Raw genomic sequence first — 20,011 nt, forward strand, 5'->3', positions numbered from 1 at the left:
TGTTGCTTATTTCTTCAGTTCCATACGTTTGATGTCGCCAACCACGAACAGGTAGCAGACCATCATCATCAGCGCTGAACAGCCTACGAACACCAACGCACCGTTGAAAGAATGCAACTCTTTAACCATGTATCCGATAACCAGCGGCGTCACGATAGAGGCCACATTACCGAACACGTTGAAGACGCCACCGCACAAGCCCACAATCTCTTTCGGCGCGACATCGGAAATAACCGGCCAACCCAACGCGCCAAAACCTTTACCGAAGAATGCGAGCGCCATCAGGGCAATAACCAGGGCGGTGTTATCGGTGTAGTTACACAGAATGATGCTTGAAGCCAGTAACATCCCGACCACGATAGGGAATTTACGTGCCACGGTCAGCGAGGAACCGCGCTTAATCAGGTAATCAGAGAAAAATCCGCCGAGCACGCCACCGGCAAAACCGCACAGCGCCGGAATGGAGGCAACAAACCCGACTTTGAGGATCGACATACCTTTTTCCTGCACCAGATAAATCGGGAACCAAGTCAGGAAGAACCAGGTAATGGTGTTAAGGAAGTACTGACCAAAAAACACGCCAAGCATCATACGGTTGCACAGCAGTTGCTTGATGTAATCCATTTTAGGACCGGCGTTTTTACTGTCGTCCGTTTTTTTGTGGTCCATATCCACGACCGCGCCATTCTGCGCGATGTACTCCAGCTCTTCGCGGGACATACGAGGATGGTCAGTTGGGTTGTGGACAAATTTCACCCAGGCGAAGGTCAGCACAAAACCGATCGCGCCCATCACGGTAAACACATGCTCCCAGCCCCAGGCGAAAGTCAGCCAGCCCAGCAGCGGTGAGAATAGCGCCAGAGAGAAATACTGCGCAGAGTTAAAAATCGCAGAAGCTGTACCGCGCTCTTTTGCCGGGAACCAGGCCGCAACGATGCGGGCGTTCGCCGGAAATGATGGCGCTTCTGAGAAGCCGAGCATAAAACGCATGAAAAACATGGAAATCCCGGCCCAGGCGATCGGGAAAACATCAACAAAACCCTGCAAGAAAGTGAAGAGCGACCAGAAAAACAGACTCCAGGTATAAACCTTTTTCGAACCGAAGCGGTCAAGCAACCAACCGCCAGGGATTTGCATCAGCAAGTAAGCCCAACCGAATGCTGAAAAGATGTAGCCCATTGAGACAGAATCAAGTTGCAGCTCTTTCGCAACCTCTGTCCCGGCAATGGATAGCGTAGCGCGGTCTGCATAGTTAACAGCAGTAACAATAAATATAATTAGCAAAATTAAATAACGGGTTGGTAAGCCCCGTTTTGTTTCAACGGCATGTTCAACAGTCATTTTAATTTCCTTGGGCACCGCCAAATTTAAAATATAATTATTGTGATGTTTCTTATCTGATTTAATTTAAGCACCCGAACTTATATCAGATAATTGGCACGTCGATTTTATTAGCGCTCAGTATAATCAGCGTCATCATGTCACACACTGGAGGGTTGCTCAATTTTAACCTTGTACAAAAAGAATAATTTGAGCATATGCACATACGCCTGGGCGCTAATGCACAGTTCTTGCAATAGACAGCCGCACCAGACGGGAGATCACAATAATAAGTGATGCAGATCACATTTTATTATTTAAACTCCTGACATCCTTATTTCAGCAAATGAGATTTTTATTTCTGATATTAATTACAGAATAAAGAATGGTTCCTCTTTTTATTGAGTAATGCATCGTACAGCTAGCTGGAGATTACTTAACAATGTCCGACATTGAAATTAGACAGCAACCGCCAGGGGCGTTTTATATTAAGGTACACGACACGGATAATGTCGCGATCATCGTTAATGACAATGGCTTAAAAGCGGGAACCCGTTTTCCGGATGGACTTGAGCTGATTGAGCATATTCCGCAAGGCCATAAAGTGGCGCTGGTGGATATTCCCCATCACGGTGAGATTGTGCGTTACGGCGAAGTGATTGGTTACGCTGTACGCGACATTGCACGCGGTAGCTGGATTGATGAATCCACCGTTGAACTACCAAAAGCGCCGCCGCTGAATACGCTGCCGCTGGCGACCAAAGTCCCTGAGCCGCTGCCGCCGCTGGAAGGTTACACCTTTGAAGGCTATCGCAATGCGGACGGCAGCGTCGGCACTAAAAATCTGCTGGGCATCACCACCAGCGTGCATTGCGTGGCGGGCGTTGTCGATTATGTCGTGAAGATTATCGAACGCGATCTGCTGCCGAAGTACCCAAATGTGGACGGCGTCGTCGGTCTGAACCATCTCTATGGCTGCGGCGTGGCGATTAACGCACCGGCTGCGGTGATCCCCATTCGTACTATCCATAACCTCGCGCTGAACCCGAACTTTGGCGGTGAAGTGATGGTGATTGGTCTCGGTTGCGAAAAATTACAGCCGGAACGTCTGCTGCAGGGCACTGAAGATGTGCAGGCCATTCCGGTCGACAGCGCCAGCATTGTGCGTTTGCAGGATGAGCATCACGTGGGTTTCCGCTCAATGGTGGACGACATTCTGCAGGTGGCTGAACGCCACCTGGTGAAGCTGAATCAGCGCAAACGTGAAACCTGCCCGGCCTCCGAACTGGTTGTCGGCATGCAGTGCGGCGGCAGCGATGCGTTCTCCGGCGTTACCGCTAACCCGGCGGTTGGCTTTGCATCTGACCTGATTATTCGCTGCGGCGGCACGGTAATGTTCTCAGAAGTGACCGAAGTGCGCGACGCGATACACTTACTGACCCCGCGCGCCATTAACGAAGAAGTGGGCAAACGTCTGCTGGAAGAGATGGCCTGGTACGATAACTATCTCGATATGGGCAAAACCGACCGCAGTGCCAACCCCTCTCCGGGGAACAAAAAAGGCGGCCTGGCGAACGTGGTCGAGAAAGCGCTGGGGTCAATTGCGAAATCCGGTAAGAGCGCCATTTCGGAAGTGCTCTCTCCCGGCCAACGCCCGACCAAACGCGGCCTGATTTACGCAGCAACGCCGGCGAGCGACTTCGTCTGCGGTACGCAGCAGGTCTCTTCCGGGATTACCGTACAGGTCTTTACCACCGGTCGCGGTACGCCTTACGGCCTGGTTGCAGTGCCGGTGATTAAGATGGCAACACGTACCGAGCTGGCGAACCGCTGGTATGACTTAATGGATATCAACGCCGGGACGATCGCCACGGGCGAAGAGACGATTGAAGATGTGGGCTGGAAACTGTTCCACTTCATCCTGGATGTCGCCAGCGGCCGTAAGAAAACCTTCTCGGATCAATGGGGCCTGCACAACCAACTGGCGGTGTTTAACCCGGCTCCGGTGACCTGATTTTTATAAGAAAAGTAAACCTCACTTTTTAAGCATGGCGCAGGCCATGCTTTTTTTTCGTTCGGTTTGTCGCTCAGCCGTTCTGCTGTTCCAGCGCGTATTTATACAACGCGTTTTTCTTCACGCCGTGGATTTCCGCCGCCAGCGCGGCCGCTTTTTTCAGCGGCAGCTCGGTTTGCAGTAACACCAGCGTGCGTAACGCATCGGCGGGTAACTCATCTTCCTGCGCCTTGTGCCCTTCGACGATCAGTACCATCTCGCCTTTGCGGCGGTTCTCATCCTCTTTAACCCATGCCAGCAGCTCGCCCACCGGCGCCCCGTGAATGGTTTCCCAGGTTTTGGTCAGCTCGCGCGCCAGTACCACATAGCGGGATTCCCCCCATACGGCGACCATATCTTCCAGGCTTTCCAGCAGACGGTGAGTGGATTCATAAAAAATGAGCGTACGGCTTTCGGTTTCCAGCCCTTTGAGCGTATCGCGACGCCCTTTCGATTTGGCGGGCAGAAAACCTTCGTAACAGAAACGATCCGATGGCAGCCCGGCGGCGCTTAACGCGGCGATGGCCGCACACGGCCCCGGCAACGGCACCACGCGGATACCGGCCTCGCGGCAGGTACGCACCAGATGGTAGCCCGGATCGTTAATCAGCGGCGTTCCGGCGTCGGAAACCAGCGCAATGTTCTGCCCCTCTTTTAATTTCGCCACCAGCGTTTCGGCTTTTTGCTGCTCATTATGGTCGTGCAGCGCAAACAAACGGGCATTAATGGCGAAGTGCTGGAGCAGTAAACCGGTGTGGCGGGTATCTTCAGCGGCAATTAAATCAACGGCTTGTAACACGTTAAGCGCGCGCTGCGTAATATCAGCCAAATTCCCGATAGGAGTAGGTACAATATAGAGCTGACCTTGAGAATTCTCCGCCGATTCGTGTTGTTTCATTGTTTCATCCGTATTGCCGATTTAATATTGAGCATTGCGTAAAAATTATCACTGGATACAGTATGCTACCGTCAAGATTTCTACGTTCGAAAGCCACGCGCTGCCTGCCTGTGGTGCTCGCCGCCCTGCTGTTTGCAGGCTGCGGCACGCAATCGACAGACCAGAGCGCCTCGCATATGCAGGGCGAAGCGCAGGCCGATTCTGGCTATTACCTGCAGCAGATGCAGCAAAGCACAGATGATAGCAAGACCAACTGGCAATTACTCGCCATTCGTGCACTGCTGAAAGAGGGAAAAACCCAGCAGGCCGGCGAACTGTTTGCCCAGCTGCCGCAGGATCTGAGCGATAATCAGCGCAAAGAACGCACGTTGCTCGCTGCCGAAATGAAACTGGCGCAGAAGGATTTTGCCGGTGCGAAAGCGCAACTCAACGAACTCGATCCCGCCGATCTTGAGCAGAACCAGCAAGCGCGTTACTGGCAAATTGGCATTTCCGCCTCGCAAGGCAAGCCTTCTCTGACGCTGCTGCGCGCGCTCATTGCCCAGCAGCCGCTGTTGAGTAAACCGGAAGAGAAGCAGAAAAACATCGACGCCACCTGGCAAGCGCTGGCCTCTATGACGCAAGATCAGGCCAGAGCGCTGGTGATCAACGCCGATGAAGTGACGCTGCAAGGCTGGCTCGACCTGCAACGCATGTGGTTCGACAACCGCAACGACCCCAATATGCTGAAAGCTGGCATTACCGACTGGCAAACGCGCTACCCGCAAAACCCGGCGGCGAAAATGTTGCCTGGCCAGTTGTCGAACTTGCAAAACTTTAAACCAGCAGCAACTAACAAAATCGCGCTGCTGTTGCCGTTAAATGGCCAGGCGGCTGTGTTTAGCCGCGCTATTCAGCAGGGTTTTGAAGCGGCGAAAAACGGCATTGCCCCGGTTTCCGGCCCGGCTGTTCCGCAGCAAGTTGCCCAGGCCGCGACCGCAGCCGTTGTCAGCCCGGCAGACGCGAATGTGAATGACCTGACCAACGCCCCGGCGCAGCAAAATGCAGCTGCACCGAATGCTCAACAAGCGCAAGCACCGGATAGCGCAGCACAAAGTGACGCAGCAACAACGAATTCCGCCGCCACTGCTCAGCAAGATCCGGCAGCCACAACGCCCGCTCAGCCGACCGACGCTAATGCGACTCAGCCGGTCGCTGCACCTGCCGTGGCAGGCACACCGGCGAATCCTGGCGCTGAGCTGAAAGTGTACGATACCAGTGCGCAACCGATGGATCAGATCCTCAACCAGGTTCAGCAGGATGGCGCCAGCATCGTGGTCGGCCCGCTGCTCAAAAACAATGTTGAAGAGCTGATGCGCAGCAACACGTCGCTGAACGTGCTGGCGCTCAACCAGCCGGAGCATGTCGAAAACCGCGCCAACATTTGCTACTTCGCCCTCTCGCCAGAGGATGAAGCCCACGATGCCGCACGCCATATCTTTGAGCAGGGTCGTCATGCGCCGCTGCTGCTGGTGCCACGCAGCGCATTGGGTGAACGCGTCAGTACCGCGTTTGCCGATGAGTGGAAAAAACTGGGCGGCGGCGTTGTGTTAGCGCAAAAATTCGGTTCCACCGCTGAACTGCGCATGGGGCTGAACGGTCGCTCTGGCATCGCGCTGACCGGTAGCCCGGTTGCTTCCAGCCTGCCACAGCAGCCAGGCGTGACGGTTGGCGGTCTGAATATTCCGGCGCCGCCGACGGATGCGCAAATTAGCGGTAGCGGCAGCGTTGACGCGGTGTATATCGTCGCCACGCAGGATGAAATCGCACTGATTAAACCGATGATTACTCTGCGTACCGGCAGCCAGAGCGGTGTGATGCTGTACGCCAGCTCACGCAGCGCGCAGGGCGGCGCAGGCCCGGATTTCCGCCTTGAAATGGAAGGCCTGCAATTCAACGAAATCCCGATGCTTGCTGGCGCAAATCCGTCGCTGATGCAGCAAGCGCTGAAAAGCGTGAATAACGACTACTCGCTGGCGCGTCTGTACGCGATGGGCGCGGATGCCTGGTCGCTGGCGAATAACTTCTCGCAAATGCGTCAGGTGCCGGGTTTTGAGCTGAACGGCAATACCGGCGATTTAACGGCTACACAGGACTGCGTGATCAACAGGAAGTTGTCATGGCTCAAATACCAACAGGGGCAAATCGTCCCGGCGAATTAAGCCGTAAGCAGACCGGCGACGTGTGGGAAGCGAAAGCGCGTCGCCTGCTGGAAAGCAAAGGACTGCATTTTATCGCCGCCAATGTGCGCGAGCGCGGCGGCGAAATCGATCTGATAATGCGACACGGCAAGACCACCGTGTTTATTGAAGTACGCTACCGAAAATCGGCGCGTTTTGGCGGTGCAGCAAGCAGCGTCACCCGCGCCAAGCAAGCCAAACTGCTGCATACCGCGCGTTTATGGCTGGCCCGGCACAATGGGAGTTTTGACACTGTGGATTGCCGGTTTGATGTGGTAGCCTTCACCGAAAATGATGTTGAGTGGATAGCCAACGCCTTTAACGACCACTCATGATTGGCTCAATGATAGGGATTACCGTGCTCGAACGAATTAAAGTCTGCTTTACGGAAAGCATTCAAACCCAAATTGCGGCGGCGGAAGCGCTACCTGATGCCATTTCCCGAGCAGCCATGACGATGGTTCACTCCCTGCTGAATGGCAACAAAATCCTCTGTTGTGGCAACGGGACATCTGCCGCCAACGCACAGCATTTTGCTGCCAGCATGATCAACCGTTTTGAAACAGAACGTCCTAGTTTACCTGCCATTGCACTTAATACCGATAATGTGGTCTTAACCGCGATAGCAAATGACCGTCTGCATGATGAAATTTATGCCAAGCAGGTTCGGGCGCTCGGTCATACCGGCGATATTTTATTAGCCATCTCAACGCGTGGTAACAGTCGCGATATCGTTAAAGCCGTCGAAGCGGCGGTGACGCGCGATATGTCGATCATTGCGTTGACGGGCTACGACGGTGGCGAGCTGGCGGGTCTGCTGGGGCCGCAGGATGTCGAAATTCGTATTCCTTCCCACCGCAGCGCGCGCATCCAGGAAATGCACATGCTAACGGTAAATTGCTTATGCGATCTGATTGATAACACGCTTTTTCCTCACCAGGATGATTAAGGAGTACACATGAAGGCATTTACGCCCCTCGCAGTCCTTATTTCCGCGCTGCTGTTACAGGGTTGTGTTGGCGCAGTGGTGGTAGGTTCCGCAGCCGTGGGCACAAAAGCCGCGACGGATCCGCGAACCGTTGGCACCCAGGTGGATGACAGCACGCTGGAACTACGCGTGAATAGCGCGCTGTCGAAAGACGAACAAATTAAGAAAGAAGCGCGTGTTAACGTCACCGCCTACCAGGGGAAAGTACTGCTGACAGGCCAGGCGCCGAATACCGATCTCTCTTCGCGGGCAAAACAGATTGCCGTTGGTGTGGAAGGGACAACCGAAGTCTTTAACGAGATCCGCCAGGGTCAGCCGATTGGTCTGGGTACGGCCTCTTCCGATACCTGGATCACCACCAAAGTGCGCTCGCAGTTGCTGAGCAGCGACCAGGTGAAATCGTCAAACGTGAAAGTGACGACAGAAAACGGCGAAGTGTTCCTGATGGGGCTGGTCACCGAGCGTGAAGGCCGCGCCGCCGCAGATATCGCCAGCCGCGTAAGCGGGGTGAAACACGTGACCACCGCCTTTACCCTGCTTAAATAAACCCGCAGTCATAAAAAAGCCCGGTCAAAACCGGGCTTTTTTTCGCGCAGTAGTAGGCTTACAGCAGCGCAATAGTTCCGGTTATCATCCCGCACAGCGCCACCAGGCCGCCGGTCAGCCACAGGGCTTTCGCCGGGAAAGATTTACGCAGCATAACGAGCGATGGCAGGCTAACCGCCGGCAGCGTAATCAGCAGCGCCAGGGCAGGCGCCATGCCCATCCCCGCCAGCATCATGGTTTGCACAATGGGAATTTCTGCCGCCGTGGGGATAACAAACAGGCAACCGACAATCGCCATCGCAATCACCCACAGCAATGTGTTATCCACCGCGCCATCCGCATGCGGGAACAGCCAGACGCGCGCCGCACCGAGAACCAGCACCGCGAGGATATAGACCGGAATGGTGCTCCAGAACAGTTGCCATAACGCCTTGCCCCAGCGCGCCATAAAGCTGCCCTGCGGCTCCGGCAAGGTGATCTCCACCGGCTCTGCCTGTTGCGGGCTATCTTTCACCAGCATCTGTACCAGCGTTGCCACGCCGAGCACGGTGACCAGACCAGCAACCAGGCGGATTGCGGCGAAATGCCAGCCAAGCACAAACCCCATAAACACCAACGTTGCCGGGTTCAGCAGCGGGTTGCCCATCCAGAACGCCAGCGCACCGCCCATCGAAACGCGCTGACGCCGCATGCCCGCCGCCACCGGCGCCGCACAGCAGGAGCACATCATGCCAGGCAGAGAAAATAACGTACCAAACAGGGTGCCGCTAAAGCGTTTTTGCCCCAGCGTGCGCAGCAACCAGTCGCGCGGGATAAGCACCTGAATCAACGAACCGAGCAGCACGCCGAGTACGGCGGCTTTCCAGACGGCGAGAAAATAGACCATGGCATAATCAAGCGCCGCCTGAAACGGGCTGGAGTCGGCCTGGGAAAGAATGGATTTACCGATGCTGTGTGTCTCGGCGGCGGTGAATGCTTTGCCGTAATAAGGCTGCCATTTCACGTACCAAAGACCAATGATAACAACAAGAAAGAACAGAGCGGGTTTCCACCATTGAACAGGTGTTGCCGCCTGAGGTGAAGACTGACCAGTCATAACATTCCCCGGGGATATATTTATAAGCCCGAGAATAGTACGCCGTGATAACTATTTTGCCAATGTGCTATCCGCTGCGATCGCCCGTAGCTGCGCGGATTTCACTACCCGGACAGGCTGGCTCGCAGGCAAAAATGCCAGCGCCAGCATTGCGCGGGCAACGTCGTGGGCGGAAATCGACTTCCAGTTGCCCGGCAACAGGCGGAAAAGCGGTGCCAGCAACGATTCATTGACCCGTTTTTTCTCCCGATCCCCCAGCAGCATTGACGGGCGGACGATGGTCAGCGACGGCCACTGTTGCGCCATCAACGCGTTTTCCATCTCACCTTTTACGTGATTGTAGAAAAACGGCGAGCGCGCGTTTGCTCCCATTGAACTGACCACCAGCATTTGCGTGGCGCCAAGGCGCAGGCCGGTGATTGCCGTGTCCACCACCAGCGTGTAATCAGCAAGCACAAATGCCTCTTTGCTCCCCGCCTCACGCCGGGTAGTACCGAGGCAACAAAAAACCGTATCGACCGGTTCCGTGACCAGTGCCAGCGCGTCACTGAGCTGAGGATCGTGCGGGTTCGCAACACCAGAGATGCCCTGCAACGGTCGGCGAGTCGGCGCCGTGATCGCGTCGATTCGCGGGTCGCTGTTTAGCAACCGCAACAGATGCCCGCCAACCAGACCGGTGGCACCGGTGATTAATACACGTTGCATCGCTTCCCCCTTTGCAGATGAATCTGTGTTGCAATGTCAGCCTGCTGAACCAGGCTTAGTGTGCTGGTGAGTTATCAGTATGCATAACTCCCTTTCTGAAGCCAAAACAACGGAGGAAGTATGAGCAAGAAAATTGCTGTCTTGATCACCGACGAGTTTGAAGATTCAGAATTCACCTCTCCGGCCCATGAATTCCGCAAGGCCGGTCATGAGGTTATTACGATTGAGAAACAGGCCGGGAAAACCATTCACGGTAAAAAGGGCGAAGCGGAAGTGGTAATTGATAAAGCCATTGATGAAGTGCGCCCGGCAGACTTTGACGCGCTACTGCTGCCGGGGGGACACTCGCCTGACTATCTTCGCGGCGACGATCGTTTTGTCACCTTCACGCGCGATTTCATCAGCACTGGCAAGCCGGTCTTCGCCATTTGCCACGGTCCGCAGTTGCTGATCAGCGCCGATGCGATACGCGGGCGTAAGCTCACCGCGGTAAAACCGATTGTGGTGGATGTGAAAAACGCCGGGGGTGAGTTCTACGACCAGGAAGTGGTGGTCGATAAAGATCAGCTGGTTACCAGCCGTACTCCCGATGATTTGCCCGCATTTAATCGCGAAGCGCTGCGCTTATTGGGTGCCTGAGTCGCGGATCCAGTGCAGTTTTTTACCAAAACCCAGCGTGTTATCGGTGAACTTCAGTTCGTGTAGACGAATTTCCCACATCGGGGCAGATAATACGCGGGCGACCGGAAAGCGACGATTGTACTTCGCACGCAACGTCGCACTCTCTTCGCTGTCGAGGCGGCGGATCTCGCCGGTGAACTGCGCGCCGCGAATTAGCGCCACGGTTTTTGGCTGGCCGTTTACCGTGCCTGCTACCTGCGCTTTCAAACCCGTCATCTGTGAATGGCGGGTTTGATCCTCGCTCAGGATATAAAACGCGACCGCTTGCGGATCATAAAAATAGAACGCGTTCGCACACCATAACTCTCCCCGATTCGCCACACACCATGTGACAACATGCTGCTTCGCCAGCCAGCGATTAATGGCTGCAAGAGTCTCCATTTTTTTCCTTCCCCATGTTATTTTTCTTTCACATTAACATACTGAACATCGTCATGACGCCCTGGTTTCTTTACCTTATTCGCACCGCTGACAACATGCTCTACACCGGTATTACCACCGATGTCGCACGGCGTTTTACCCAGCATCAATCCGGGAAAGGCGCAAAAGCGTTACGGGGAAAAGGTGCGCTGGCATTGGCTTTTTCGGCCGAGGTGGGGGAAAGATCGCTGGCGCTGCGGCTGGAGTACCGCATTAAGCAGTTAACCAAGCGCCAGAAAGAGCACCTCGTCGCCGGGGATGGCTCGTTCGAGGCGCTGCGGGAAAGCCTGTTATCTGTGACCGTTAAAAACGATTGAAATGATCGCTGTATTCGACCAGACCATTGACGCCATTGAACGCGTCATCCGCCAGACGATGAACTAAAAACGCGTCATGGCTTTCTGGCCAGCGGCAGCGCAAGTCATACTGCGCCGCTTTCTCAAACCCGAGACGGCTATAAAACGCGGGATCACCTAAAGTGACCACCGCCGCATAACCAAACTCGTTGAGTGAATCCAGCCCTTCATACACTAACTGACGCGCAATACCCTGCCCGCGGTACTGCTCATCAACGGCCAGCGGCGCAAGCCCGACCCATTGCAGCTCTTCACCGGCGACCGAAACCGGGCTAAACGCCACGTAGCCAATGACCTGACCTTCGTCATCGGTCGCAACAAATCCCAGCGTGATCAGCCCGTCTTCGCGCAGATCGTGCACCAGCGTCGCTTCCGCTTCGCCGTCAAAACTACGGCGCAGCAGCGCGTCGATACCGGGAGCATCAATGGGAATTTCAACTCTAATCAGCATGGCTCACCTACAGAAGGTTGTGTCGTTGCAGGCGGCGCTTGCAGGCCAGCCTCAACAAATTCCGCCAGCTGCAGCAGCATCACCCGCAGAGGTTTTGGCATCTGCTCCAGCTCAATGGCGTCCATCAGGTTTTTCACGTACAGCCCAAGTTCCGTATCGCCTTCAATCACCAGACGGCGCTGGAAAAACAGCGTATCGGGATCCTGCTTACGCGCAGCAATCATCAGCAAATCGCTGGCGTCCGCGCTGAAGCTGACATCCGCATCGGCAGATTCACGTACAATCATCTGCCCATCTGCAACAGAGGTATACCACGTCAGGCCAATATCCCGAACCTGGATACTTAACCAGCGGCCTTCCAGAAACTCAAGTTCTCCGTCCGCCAGCGCCTGTTGGAATTGCCAACGCAGCACCTGCTCCAGCACCTGACGTTTGATGGCAAAAGGCGTCAGCTTAACCGGCACGCTCAGTAACGACGGGCCAACGTGAACAAGACGTGAGCGCAATTTATCCAACACGAGCTTTACTCCCTGAAATGATAATGACTGCTATTTTGCCACAATCGCCAAATGGCATAGCGGCACAAATCAACAATTACGAATAAACAGCCGGGGATTATTGGCGCCATCAATACGCATTTAACTGCCTCAAATCAAAAATTGTCGCTGACAGGTTAACTAAAATCCCAGTTCATTAACAACTTAGCGACCCCACGGGGTACATCCGGGCCATAGCGCCCCTGTTTGCAGGATACACTATGGAGTTGCTCTGCCCTGCCGGAAACCTTCCGGCGCTGAAGGCGGCCATCGAAAACGGCGCTGACGCTGTGTATATCGGCCTGAAAGATGATACCAACGCCCGCCATTTCGCCGGTCTTAATTTTACCGAGAAGAAGCTGCAGGAAGCGGTCAGCTTTGTTCATCAACACCGCCGCAAGCTGCATATCGCCATTAACACATTTGCGCATCCTGATGGCTATCAACGCTGGGAGCGCGCCGTTGATATGGCGGCGCAGATTGGCGCTGACGCGCTGATCCTGGCGGATTTAGCGATGCTGGAATATGCAGCCGAGCGCTATCCGCATATTGAGCGCCACGTCTCCGTCCAGGCTTCCGCGACCAACGAAGAGGCGATTCGTTTTTACCATCGCCACTTTGACGTGGCGCGCGTGGTGCTGCCGCGCGTGTTATCGATTCACCAGGTCAAGCAACTGGCGCGCGTCACGCCGGTGCCGCTGGAAGTGTTCGCTTTTGGCAGCCTGTGCATTATGGCGGAAGGTCGCTGCTATCTCTCTTCTTACCTGACTGGCGAATCACCCAATACCGTGGGCGCCTGTTCTCCGGCGCGTTTTGTGCGCTGGCAGCAAACACCGCAGGGGCTGGAGTCCCGTCTTAACGAAGTGCTGATTGATCGCTATCAGGATGGCGAAAACGCCGGTTATCCGACCTTATGCAAAGGCCGCTATCTGGTGGATGGCGAGCGCTATCACGCGCTGGAAGAGCCTACCAGCCTCAACACGCTGGAGCTGCTGCCAGAGCTGCTGGCCGCCAATATTGCCTCGGTAAAAATCGAGGGGCGCCAGCGCAGCCCGGCCTATGTCAGCCAGGTGGCAAAAGTATGGCGTCAGGCAATCGACCGTTGTATGGCCTCGCCGCAAGATTTTGTGCCGCAATCGGCCTGGATGGAAACGCTGGGGTCGATGTCGGAAGGCACCCAAACCACCCTCGGCGCGTATCACCGCAAATGGCAGTAGGAAAACCATGAAATATTCATTAGGGCCGGTGCTTTACTACTGGCCAAAAGAGACGCTGGAAGATTTTTACCGCCAGGCCGCCACCAGCCACGCCGATGTGATTTACCTTGGCGAAGCCGTCTGCAGCAAGCGCCGCGCCACCAAAGTGGGCGACTGGCTGGATATGGCCAAACAACTGGCGGGCAGCGGCAAGCAGGTTGTGCTTTCCACGCTGGCGCTGGTACAGGCCTCTTCCGAATTAAACGAACTAAAACGTTACGTTGATAACGGCGAGTTTTTACTCGAAGCCAGCGACCTGGGCGTGGTGAATATGTGCGCCGAGCGCAAGCTGCCGTTTGTCGCCGGGCATGCGCTCAACTGCTACAACGCGGTGGCGCTGCGTTTACTGCTCAAGCAAGGCATGGTGCGCTGGTGCATGCCGGTTGAGCTTTCACGCGACTGGCTGAAAAACTTACTCGATCAGTGTGATTCCCTCGGTATTCGTCAGCAATTTGAAGTGGAAGTGCTGAGCTACGGTCATCTGCCACTGGCTTACTCCGCGCGCTGCTTTACCGCCCGCTCCGAAGACAGACCCAAAGATGAGTGCGAAACCTGCTGCATTAAATACCCGAACGGACGCAGCATCCTTTCGCAAGAGAATCAGCAAGTCTTTGTGCTCAACGGTATCCAGACGATGAGCGGCTATGTTTACAACCTTGGCAATGAACTGGTCTCAATGAATGGCCTTGTGGATATGGTGCGCCTGTCGCCGATGGGTAACGAGACGTTTGCCATGCTTGACGCGTTTAAGGCTAATGAAACGGGTAATGCGCCGCTGCCACTGGCATCTAATAGCGATTGCAACGGCTACTGGCGCAGGCTGCCGGGTCTGGCTTTACAGCAGTAATAAAAGCTCACTTTGTTAACAAGAATTGTCACAAGTTAATGCAGTATGAAAGTTGCAGCTTTTCTGGCCTGGCGCGGCACATTGCGCCAGGCTGGAAGAAGACCTTCAATCTGATGACAATGCTGTAGCAAAGTGAGTGTGTATGTCTGATAAAATGATCCCTTTTTCGGTGCTTGATCTTGCGCCGATCCCGCAAAACTCCAGCGCCCGCGAGGCGTTCACTCATTCGCTGGATCTGGCGAAACTGGCCGAACAGCGCGGTTATCATCGCTACTGGCTGGCAGAACACCACAATATGACCGGTATCGCCAGCGCGGCGACTTCCGTATTGATTGGCTATCTGGCGGCGAATACGCAAACTCTGCATTTGGGTTCCGGCGGCGTGATGCTGCCAAACCATTCACCTTTGGTGATTGCCGAGCAGTTCGGCACATTGAATACGCTCTACCCCGGTCGTATCGATCTCGGGCTTGGCCGCGCGCCAGGCAGCGACCAGCGCACCATGATGGCGCTGCGCCGCCATATGAGCGGTGATATCGACAATTTCCCGCGAGATGTCGCTGAACTGGTGGACTGGTTTGATGCCCGCGATCCAAACCCGCACGTACGACCGGTCCCGGGCTACGGTGAAAAAATCCCCGTCTGGCTGCTGGGCTCAAGCCTGTATAGCGCGCAACTGGCCGCACAACTGGGCTTACCGTTTGCCTTTGCTTCGCACTTCGCGCCGGATATGTTGTTTCAGGCGTTGCATCTTTATCGCACCAACTTTACGCCTTCGGCGCGGCTGGAAAAACCGTACGTGATGGTGTGCATCAATATTGTCGCAGCCGACAGCAACCGCGATGCGGAATTCCTGTTTACCTCTATGCAGCAGGCCTTTGTGAAATTGCGCCGTGGTGAAAGCGCGCAGTTGCCACCACCGATCCCCAATATGGATCAGTTCTGGTCAGCATCGGAACAATACGGCGTACAGCAGGCGTTGAGTATGTCGCTGGTGGGTGATAAAGCGAAAGTGCGCCACGGGCTGGAGTCGATTCTGCGGGAAACGGACGCCGACGAAATCATGGTCAACGGGCAGATTTTTGATCACCAGGCGCGGCTCTACTCGTTTGAGCTGGCGATGCAGGTGAAAGAAGAACTGCTCGGCTAGCGCAGAGATTCTCCTCTCCCATATGGGAGAGGAGAGAAATAATTACTGGTAAACAGGTAGCAAATTAAAGCTGGAAAGCAGATGCACGACCGCGTTGCCGATGCCAAACAGCAGGATCAATACGATCATCGGCTTGCCACCCCACACGCGAAATGCCGGACTGCCAAAGCGCTTACGCGACGCATTTGCCAGCAATGCCGGAACAATCGCCGCCCATATCGTTGCTGCCAGACCCGCATAACCAATTGCATACAAAAAGCCGTTCGGCCACAGTAAACCACCCACAATCGGCGGCAAAAAGGTCAGCAGTGCGGTTTTAAAACGTCCCAGCGGGGAATCATCAAACTTGAACAAGTCCGCCAGGTAGTCAAACAGCCCCAACGTCACGCCGAGGAAGGAACTGGCGACGGCAAAGTTTGAGAAGACAACCAGCAACAGATCCAGACTGCGGCTATTCAGCACGCCGCTCAGCGCCTGCACCAGCACATCGATATTCCCGCCTTTGGCCGCGATCTCAATAAACGCCGGACGCGGGATGTTCCCCATGGTAACCAGCAACCAAATCACATATAACCCCAGCGCCAGCAGCGTGCCGTAGACCAGGCAACGAATAATGGTACGCGGATCTTTGCCGTAGTATTTCATCAGGCTCGGCACATTGCCGTGGTAGCCAAACGAGGCCAGACAGAAGGGCAGCGTCATCAACAGATAAGGCGTGTACGAAGCATCGCTCTGAGCAACGTTAAATAAGGTTGCTGGCTCGACATGCCCCAACAGGCTGCCAAAAGTGAGGAAGAAGGTGATGACCTTCGCACCCAGTACAATCGCCGTCATTCGGCTGACAGCGTGTGTCGAGAGCCAGACGATAAATGCCACCAGCAGCGCAAAGGCAAGCCCGGCCAGACGCGGCGGAACATCCAGCGACATTTCCGCAAAGGTGTGGTGCAAGATAGAGCCGCTTGCCGAAATGTAGGCGTAAGTCAGGATATAGAGCACGAAAGCAATCGAGATACCGTTAACCAGGTTCCAGCCTTTTCCCAACAAATCTTTTGTGATGGTATCGAAGCTCGCGCCGCTCCGGTAATTCAGGTTGGCTTCAAGGATCATCAGCCCGGAGTGCAACATGCAAAACCAGGTAAAAACGAGCGCCAGCAATGACCAGAAAAACCACGCGCCGGACATCACCACCGGCAGTGAAAACATGCCTGCGCCAATGATCGTGCCGCCAATAATCACTACCCCGCCGAACAGCGAAGGGGAAGCTTGTGTGGTTGTCAGTGTCGACATCTGAATGATTCTCCTGTGGTGAGCAATGCCTGTAGTTCAGGCTGCTGCATTGTACCAGTACAGGAGTACATTACGGATAAAAAAAGCCCCAATCTTTTCGATCGGGGCTGTATCTATTTCTTTACAGACTGTAACGCAAATTATGCGTCGTTACGGCGACGCGGAGCGCTATCGTCACGATCGCGGCGCGGTGCACGACGTTCGCCACCGAAACTACGACCTTCCTGACGCTCACCGCTGAAACGACGGCCTTCACCACGACCACCTTCACGGCGTTCACCACCGAAACCGCCGCGACGCTCACCGCCACCACGACGTTCGCTACGCTCACGAGGCTGTGCATCGCCCAGCAGCTGCATATTCATCGGCTTGTTCAGAATACGCGTGCGAGTGAAGTGCTGCAGAACTTCGCCCGGCATGCCTTTCGGCAGCTCAATGGTAGAGTGAGTACCAAACAGTTTGATGTTACCAATGTAACGGCTGCTGATATCACCTTCGTTCGCGATAGCACCAACGATATGGCGTACTTCAACACCATCATCGCGGCCCACTTCGATACGATACAGTTCCATTTCACCAACATCACGACGTTCACGACGCGGACGATCTTCGCCACCACGTTCGCCACGCGGACCACGATCGTTACGATCGCCACGGCGTTCGAAACGGTCATCACGATCGCGGAACTCACGCTTAGGACGCATCGGTGCATCCGGCGGCAGGATCAGCGGACGTTCGCCCTGAGCCATTTTCAGCAGTGCAGCGGCCAGCGTTTCAATATCCATCTCTTCTTCAGCAGAAGGCTGGATTTTTGCCAGCAGCGCGCGGTACTGATCCAGATCGCTGCTTTCCAGCTGCTGCTGAACTTTAGCGGCGAATTTTTCCAGACGGCGTTTGCCCAGCAGCTCTGCGTTCGGCAGTTCCACTTCCGGAATGGTCAGTTTCATCGTACGTTCGATGTTACGCAGCAGACGACGCTCGCGGTTCTCAACGAACAGCAGTGCACGGCCCGCACGACCCGCACGACCGGTACGACCGATACGGTGAACGTAGGATTCAGAATCCATCGGGATGTCGTAGTTAACAACCAGGCTGATGCGCTCAACGTCCAGACCACGTGCTGCAACGTCAGTTGCGATCAGGATATCCAGACGACCGTCTTTCAGGCGCTCCAGCGTCTGCTCACGCAGTGCCTGGTTCATGTCACCGTTCAGTGCGGCGCTGTTATAGCCACTGCGTTCCAGCGCTTCAGCCACTTCCAGCGTTGCGTTTTTGGTACGAACGAAGATGATCGCCGCATCAAAATCTTCCGCTTCCAGGAAGCGAACCAGCGCTTCGTTTTTACGCATGCCGTATGCAGTCCAGTAGCTCTGGCTGATGTCCGGACGAGTCGTCACGCTGGATTGAATGCGCACTTCCTGCGGCTCTTTCATAAAGCGGCGAGTAATGCGACGGATTGCTTCCGGCATGGTGGCAGAGAACAGAGCGGTCTGATGACCTTCCGGGATCTGCGCCATGATGGTTTCTACGTCTTCGATAAAGCCCATGCGCAGCATTTCGTCGGCTTCATCCAGCACCAGACCGCTCAGTTTAGAGAGATCCAGCGTGCCGCGTTTCAGGTGATCCAGCAGACGACCCGGCGTACCGACGACGATCTGTGGCCCCTGGCGAAGAGCGCGTAATTGCACGTCATAACGCTGGCCGCCGTACAGGGCTACCACGCTTACACCGCGCATATGTTTAGAGAAATCGGTCATTGCTTCAGCAACCTGAACCGCCAGTTCGCGGGTCGGAGCGAGCACAAGGATCTGCGGCGCACGCAGGTCCGGATCGATGTTGTTCAGCAGCGGCAGAGAAAACGCTGCAGTTTTACCGCTACCAGTCTGGGCCATGCCCAGCACGTCACGACCGTTCAGCAGATGCGGGATGCACTCAGCCTGGATCGGAGATGGTTTTTCGTAACCGAGATCGTTAAGGGCTTCAAGGATGGGAGCCTTCAGGCCCAGATCTGCAAAAGTGGTTTCGAATTCAGCCATGTAGTACAAGTGCCTCTATGTCATTGGCGGCCAGTCTACATAACTCATCGTGAAAAAAATTAGCAATTTTCATTGAAAAGTGTGAACCGGCTCAAAGTAGGTTAATTAACGAACAATGAAGCCCTCACCCGCGAAGGTGATGGCAATCAAAAAAGATTACGGGCTGATATGTTCGTCAGCTATTGCTGGTCCGATTCTGCCAGGTCGTCATGCTCCTGGCCCAAGAGCGCTAATTCCAACAATGCGTAACGATGCTCAACAAAATTATGGACGTTGTTGGCAACCGCTAGTTTGAACAGTGCCGTGGCGCTGTCCTTATCCCCCAGACTTAGGTAGTACTTACCTAAATAGAAGTTGGTTTCACTGAGATGCTCAGCGAGCGAGGTGTTATCCGTTGCGTCTGCCTTCAGGCGATCCATTAGCGTTGCTTCGCTAATGTCGCCGAGGTAGAACTCGACAATGTTCCATCCCCACTGTTCCTTGTCCGATTTTTCGAAGCGCTGTTTCAGTGCTTCTTTAGCCTGCTTCTCATTAAGCTTCCGCTCAACGATGTAAAGCCACAGACTCCGGAAAGGATCATTAGGATCGTCTTGATAAAACGCCAGCAGATCATCTTGCGCTAACTTGTCGCGACCGCCGTAATGCAATGCGATCCCGCGATTCAAGTGCGCGTAGTTGTAAGTTGGATCAAGCTCAAGTACAGAATCAAACGCTTCATAGGCAGCATCAAAATTGCCTGCCTGCGTTAAATAAATGCCTAAGTAATTGAATACTTCCGGCATATCGGGTCGGATTGCCAGCGCTTGCGAGAAATCATTTCGCGCTAAGGCTCTCAAACCGAGGCTATCATACAACACTCCGCGCTCATATAAAAGCTGTGCGCGTTCGTCATCGGTTAAAGCCCGACTGGCAAGAATTTGTTCCATGCGTGCCAGAATCACTTCTTGCTGCAAAGTCGGTTGCAATGGCACCGCGAGGACTTCACTTTTACGCCAGGCAGAGTTGCTGCATCCTGCCAGCGTTAAAGCTGTCGCAACGAAACACCAGCGCAAAAAAGGCTTCATTTCCCACTCCCGAAGACAACAATTGGATGAACGTCCTGTCCCCCGGCTGCAAACATGGCGTCCTGCCTGCTAATAAGCCCTCCGCGATAGCGGAGGGCAAAA

General features: G+C 54.7%; 21 protein-coding genes. 10 read left to right on the forward strand and 11 right to left on the reverse strand.

What is annotated here, in order from left to right:
• Positions 1–6: 6 nt before the first annotated feature.
• On the reverse strand, positions 7–1,341 hold the full coding sequence (locus tag DFO56_RS20515) for an MFS transporter (protein WP_020455395.1): 1,335 nt from the start codon (positions 1,339–1,341) through the stop codon (positions 7–9).
• A 421-nt stretch (positions 1,342–1,762) separates the two neighbouring features.
• Here DFO56_RS20515 and garD point away from each other — a divergent pair, with 421 nt between their 5' ends.
• Positions 1,763–3,334: a galactarate dehydratase gene (garD, locus tag DFO56_RS20520; RefSeq protein ID WP_020455396.1), complete on the forward strand. Its 1,572-nt coding sequence runs from the start codon at positions 1,763–1,765 to the stop codon at positions 3,332–3,334.
• A gap of 73 nt (positions 3,335–3,407) precedes the next feature.
• On the opposite strand, the gene rsmI is transcribed toward garD, so the two are convergent.
• Positions 3,408–4,271, reverse strand: coding sequence for a 16S rRNA (cytidine(1402)-2'-O)-methyltransferase (rsmI, locus tag DFO56_RS20525; protein ID WP_045513193.1), 864 nt, complete (start codon positions 4,269–4,271; stop codon positions 3,408–3,410).
• A 62-nt stretch (positions 4,272–4,333) separates the two neighbouring features.
• On the opposite strand from rsmI, the gene DFO56_RS20530 reads away from it, so the two are divergent.
• Genes DFO56_RS20530 through dolP form a run of 4 tightly spaced genes read left to right on the forward strand, consistent with a single transcriptional unit; the run spans position 4,334 to position 8,024 of the window.
• Positions 4,334–6,472, forward strand: a complete 2,139-nt coding sequence (locus DFO56_RS20530) for a penicillin-binding protein activator (protein ID WP_045513196.1) — start codon at positions 4,334–4,336, stop codon at positions 6,470–6,472.
• Positions 6,430–6,825 (forward strand): YraN family protein, encoded by a 396-nt coding sequence (locus DFO56_RS20535; protein ID WP_020455399.1) that lies wholly within the window; start codon positions 6,430–6,432, stop codon positions 6,823–6,825. Before DFO56_RS20530 ends, DFO56_RS20535 begins: the two co-directional genes overlap by 43 nt.
• 23 nt (positions 6,826–6,848) lie before the next feature.
• On the forward strand, positions 6,849–7,439 hold the full coding sequence (diaA, locus tag DFO56_RS20540) for a DnaA initiator-associating protein DiaA (protein WP_040016590.1): 591 nt from the start codon (positions 6,849–6,851) through the stop codon (positions 7,437–7,439).
• A 9-nt stretch (positions 7,440–7,448) separates the two neighbouring features.
• The gene (gene dolP, locus DFO56_RS20545) at positions 7,449–8,024 is read left to right on the forward strand and encodes a division/outer membrane stress-associated lipid-binding lipoprotein (protein ID WP_017457372.1); all 576 of its coding nucleotides are present in this window, start codon (positions 7,449–7,451) and stop codon (positions 8,022–8,024) included.
• A 58-nt stretch (positions 8,025–8,082) separates the two neighbouring features.
• Here dolP and DFO56_RS20550 read toward each other — a convergent pair whose 3' ends face one another.
• The gene (locus DFO56_RS20550; RefSeq protein ID WP_020455400.1) at positions 8,083–9,120 is read right to left on the reverse strand and encodes a permease; all 1,038 of its coding nucleotides are present in this window, start codon (positions 9,118–9,120) and stop codon (positions 8,083–8,085) included.
• Between the two features lie 51 nt (positions 9,121–9,171).
• Positions 9,172–9,825: an NAD(P)H-binding protein gene (locus DFO56_RS20555; protein ID WP_045513199.1), complete on the reverse strand. Its 654-nt coding sequence runs from the start codon at positions 9,823–9,825 to the stop codon at positions 9,172–9,174.
• 120 nt (positions 9,826–9,945) lie between these two features.
• Between DFO56_RS20555 and DFO56_RS20560 the strand changes: the two genes are divergently transcribed.
• The gene (locus tag DFO56_RS20560; RefSeq protein ID WP_020455402.1) at positions 9,946–10,464 is read left to right on the forward strand and encodes a type 1 glutamine amidotransferase; all 519 of its coding nucleotides are present in this window, start codon (positions 9,946–9,948) and stop codon (positions 10,462–10,464) included.
• Here the strand turns inward: DFO56_RS20560 and DFO56_RS20565 are convergent.
• The gene (locus DFO56_RS20565) at positions 10,450–10,887 is read right to left on the reverse strand and encodes a YhbP family protein (RefSeq protein ID WP_045513203.1); all 438 of its coding nucleotides are present in this window, start codon (positions 10,885–10,887) and stop codon (positions 10,450–10,452) included. The two genes, DFO56_RS20560 and DFO56_RS20565, sit on opposite strands and share 15 nt — an antisense overlap.
• A gap of 14 nt (positions 10,888–10,901) precedes the next feature.
• On the opposite strand from DFO56_RS20565, the gene DFO56_RS20570 reads away from it, so the two are divergent.
• Positions 10,902–11,243 (forward strand): GIY-YIG nuclease family protein, encoded by a 342-nt coding sequence (locus DFO56_RS20570; protein ID WP_082071809.1) that lies wholly within the window; start codon positions 10,902–10,904, stop codon positions 11,241–11,243.
• Here the strand turns inward: DFO56_RS20570 and DFO56_RS20575 are convergent.
• On the reverse strand, positions 11,230–11,733 hold the full coding sequence (locus tag DFO56_RS20575) for a GNAT family N-acetyltransferase (protein ID WP_045513207.1): 504 nt from the start codon (positions 11,731–11,733) through the stop codon (positions 11,230–11,232). The two genes, DFO56_RS20570 and DFO56_RS20575, sit on opposite strands and share 14 nt — an antisense overlap.
• Complete coding sequence (locus DFO56_RS20580; RefSeq protein WP_020455406.1) at positions 11,727–12,251, reverse strand: SCP2 domain-containing protein; 525 nt, start codon at positions 12,249–12,251, stop codon at positions 11,727–11,729. The genes DFO56_RS20575 and DFO56_RS20580 overlap by 7 nt, the downstream gene beginning before the upstream one ends.
• 239 nt (positions 12,252–12,490) lie before the next feature.
• Here DFO56_RS20580 and DFO56_RS20585 point away from each other — a divergent pair, with 239 nt between their 5' ends.
• The 3 genes from DFO56_RS20585 (at position 12,491) to DFO56_RS20595 (ending at position 15,522) form a co-directional block, all read left to right on the forward strand.
• A complete protein-coding gene (locus tag DFO56_RS20585) occupies positions 12,491–13,486 on the forward strand; it encodes a peptidase U32 family protein (protein WP_020455407.1) in 996 nt (331 codons plus the stop codon).
• Between the two features lie 7 nt (positions 13,487–13,493).
• Positions 13,494–14,372: a U32 family peptidase gene (locus DFO56_RS20590; protein WP_020455408.1), complete on the forward strand. Its 879-nt coding sequence runs from the start codon at positions 13,494–13,496 to the stop codon at positions 14,370–14,372.
• A gap of 142 nt (positions 14,373–14,514) precedes the next feature.
• Positions 14,515–15,522 carry an LLM class flavin-dependent oxidoreductase gene (locus DFO56_RS20595; protein WP_045513210.1) on the forward strand — a complete coding sequence of 336 codons (1,008 nt, stop codon included), beginning with the start codon at positions 14,515–14,517 and terminating at the stop codon, positions 15,520–15,522.
• Positions 15,523–15,564: 42 nt separating this feature from the next.
• Here the strand turns inward: DFO56_RS20595 and mtr are convergent, their stop codons facing one another.
• From mtr to nlpI, 4 genes are all read right to left on the reverse strand, one after another.
• Positions 15,565–16,809, reverse strand: a complete 1,245-nt coding sequence (mtr, locus tag DFO56_RS20600; protein WP_020455410.1) for a tryptophan permease — start codon at positions 16,807–16,809, stop codon at positions 15,565–15,567.
• 140 nt (positions 16,810–16,949) lie between these two features.
• The gene (locus DFO56_RS20610) at positions 16,950–18,845 is read right to left on the reverse strand and encodes a DEAD/DEAH family ATP-dependent RNA helicase (RefSeq protein ID WP_045513214.1); all 1,896 of its coding nucleotides are present in this window, start codon (positions 18,843–18,845) and stop codon (positions 16,950–16,952) included.
• On the reverse strand, positions 18,838–18,918 hold the full coding sequence (gene yrbN / locus DFO56_RS25190; RefSeq protein ID WP_097400725.1) for a protein YrbN: 81 nt from the start codon (positions 18,916–18,918) through the stop codon (positions 18,838–18,840). The genes DFO56_RS20610 and yrbN overlap by 8 nt, the downstream gene beginning before the upstream one ends.
• A gap of 106 nt (positions 18,919–19,024) precedes the next feature.
• Positions 19,025–19,909, reverse strand: coding sequence for a lipoprotein NlpI (gene nlpI / locus DFO56_RS20620; protein WP_020455412.1), 885 nt, complete (start codon positions 19,907–19,909; stop codon positions 19,025–19,027).
• Between the last annotated feature and the right edge of the window lie 102 nt (positions 19,910–20,011).

Origin of the sequence: Kosakonia sp. AG348, assembly GCF_003337365.1 — a bacterium.
Lineage (GTDB): Bacteria > Pseudomonadota > Gammaproteobacteria > Enterobacterales > Enterobacteriaceae > Kosakonia.